Source organism: Embleya sp. NPDC001921, assembly GCF_053594475.1.
In genome coordinates, this window is record NZ_JBSFEO010000146.1 from 1 (window position 1) to 2,751 (window position 2,751).

Here is a 2,751-nt window from a genome sequence, read left to right on the forward strand (position 1 = left end):
CACCGCATCCGGCGACCACTCCACCCACCGCCCCAACAACCCCACCACCGACACCCCACCCACCTCGGCAGACGTGTCGTTCCACTCCACCAGCAGCCGGCCGAGATCGTCCGCGTCCAGGACTGCCACGGTGTCGAGCGGGACGTCGGGGGCGTCTTCGTGGTCCAGGCCGTCTTCCAGGGCCGCGAGCAGGTTCTCGATGGTGGTGTGCAACATCCGGGTGACCACATGCGGGTCGCCGGGTGCCACCGCGTCCACGGTCAGCGCGAAGCCGTCCGCGCCCAGATCGTCCACCGAGACGGCCAGCGGGAAGTTGGTGAGGTCCAGCATGAACACCGTGCGGATTCCGGACACGATCGCATCGCCTCGGAGCCCGTCGGGATCCGTGTTCGCCGTCCGACCACCGCTGTGCCGGTAATTGAACAGAGCGGTGAACAGCGGTGTGTCCTCGGCAATCCCGGCGGCCCGCTGAGCGGCGGCCAACGGCGCGTGTTCGTGCTCGAGCAACGCCGCCAACCGGTCGCGCATGGCCGAAACCGCGGCCCGCGCACCGACGTTCCGCAGGTCGGCCCGGACGGGAAGGGTGTTCATGAAGAGCCCGAGCGCCCGATCGCCGTCGCCACCGGCGTGCATTCGACCGGACAACACCGTCCCGAACACGACGTCGTCGCGTCCGGAGAGCACCGACAACACCTGGGCCCACGCCACATGCAGAACGGTGGCCGGGCTGACTCCGAGCCGACGGGCGACCTCACGAATCCGTGTGCCGACCTCGTCCCGTACCGGGAGATCGGCGCGCCGCACCCCGGTGCCGTCGCCGCGCACGTCCAACAGGCCGAAGGGCGTGGTCGGTTCGGTGACATCGCCGAGCAGGTCGGCGAAGAACTCCTCGTGTCCGCCGTGCCGCAGACGTTCCCGCGCCTGCACCATGAAATCGCGGAACGGCAACGCCGGCGCGAGGTCGTCGCCCCGACCGTTGAGGAACGCCCGAACCTCCCGAAGCAGGACCTCCATGCCGGTGTGGTCCTGAATCATGTGGTGCACGCGCAACATGCCGTACCAGCGGCTGCCTTCGGCAGCGGGCGCGATGTGCGCGTCGATCAGCGGTGCGCGCCGAATGTCCATGGTCAGCCCACCGGCGGCGAGAAGGTGCGCGGCGGGGTCCGCATCGGTGGCGACACGGGCCGTCTCACGCACCGTCAGCGGAGCGTTGCGCTGCACCACCTGCACCGGGTCGGGGATCCCGTCCCAGACGATCGCGGTCCGGTAGATGTCGTGCCGATCGATCACCCGCTGAAGGGCTTCGAGGAAGCCGTCGAGCCGCTCACGCGTGTCGAACTCCAGCACGAACGACGTCACATAGACGTCGCGTTCGCGCTCACCCGCCATCAGGTGGTGGAACAGGATGCCTTCCTGGAGCGGCGCGAGCGGGTAGACGTCGGCGATGTTGGCGGCCCCGCCGTCGATCGACGCGACGACGCGCGCGACCTCGGCCTCGGCCAGATCCACCAGCGGCAACATGTCCGGCGTCAGCGTCGACGCGTCCGCCGGGATGCGATTCGCGGGGACGGCGACCGGATCCGCACCGGCGGAGACGGCCAGTCCGGCCACCGTCGGCGACTCGAACAGGGCGCGCACCGATACCGAGACCCCGCGCACCCGCAACCGCTCGACCAGCGTCACCGCAAGCAGCGAATGCCCGCCCAGAGCGAAGAAGTTGTCGTCCACGCCGACCGAGGTCAGGCCCAATACCTCGGCGAAGGCGGCGCACAGCACCTCCTCGCGCACCGACGAAGGACCACGACCGGTGCTCGCGGTCACGTAGTCGGGCGTCGGCAGCGCGGCATGGTCCACCTTGCCGTTGGCGGTCAGCGGCAGCTCGTCCAGGACGACGATCGCCGACGGGACCATGTACTCCGGCAGACGGGCCGCGGTGAAGTCGCGCAGGGTCGCCGTGAAGTCTTCGTCGGTCTCGGGGGCGACGAGCCCGACCGGGACGACGTATCCGACGAGTCGCTCGTCACCGGCTCGACCCGTGGGGCTTCCGGGCCGGGTGCGCACCACCGCCTGGGCGACTCGGGGGTGTGCGATCAGCGTGGCCTCGATCTCGCCGGGCTCGATCCGGAACCCCCGAATCTTCACCTGATCGTCGGCCCGACCGGCGAAGACCAACTCACCGGCCGCCGTCCACCGCGCCCGGTCACCGGTCCGGTACATCCGCTCGCCCGAGCCAAAGGGCGACGCCACGAAACGCTCACCGGTCAACGCCGCCCGACCGAGATAACCCCGAGCCAGACCCGCACCCGCCACATACAACTCACCGGTCACCCCCGGCGGCACGAGTGCGAGACGATCATCCAACACATACGCCCGAGCATTCGCGATCGGCCGCCCGATCGGGACCTCGCCCACCCCGGGCCGGCAACGCCAAGTCACCGCGTCCACCGTGGTCTCGGTCGGCCCGTAGGTGTTGAACAACACCCGACCCGAGGCCCAGCGGGCCATCAGCTCGGGTGGGCAGGCCTCGCCGCCCACCTCCAGCACGACGTCCGACGAAATCAGCGCGGTCGGCACGCCGGCCAACACGGCGGGCGGCAGGGTCGCGTGGGTGATCGCCTCGTCGGCGAAGAACCCGGCCAACTCCGCACCGAGCCGGCGCTCCTCGGGCACCACCACCAGCGCCGCACCCGACGACAAGGCCACCGACCACTCCAGACAGAAGTTGTCGAACCCCACCGACGCGAACTGCGC

1 protein-coding gene is annotated in these 2,751 nt (G+C 70.1%); it reads right to left on the reverse strand.

The features are described from left to right. Positions 1-2,751, reverse strand: a 2,751-nt coding sequence (locus tag ACWCPW_RS51855) for a condensation domain-containing protein (protein WP_449768663.1), incomplete at both ends; no start/stop codon positions are given.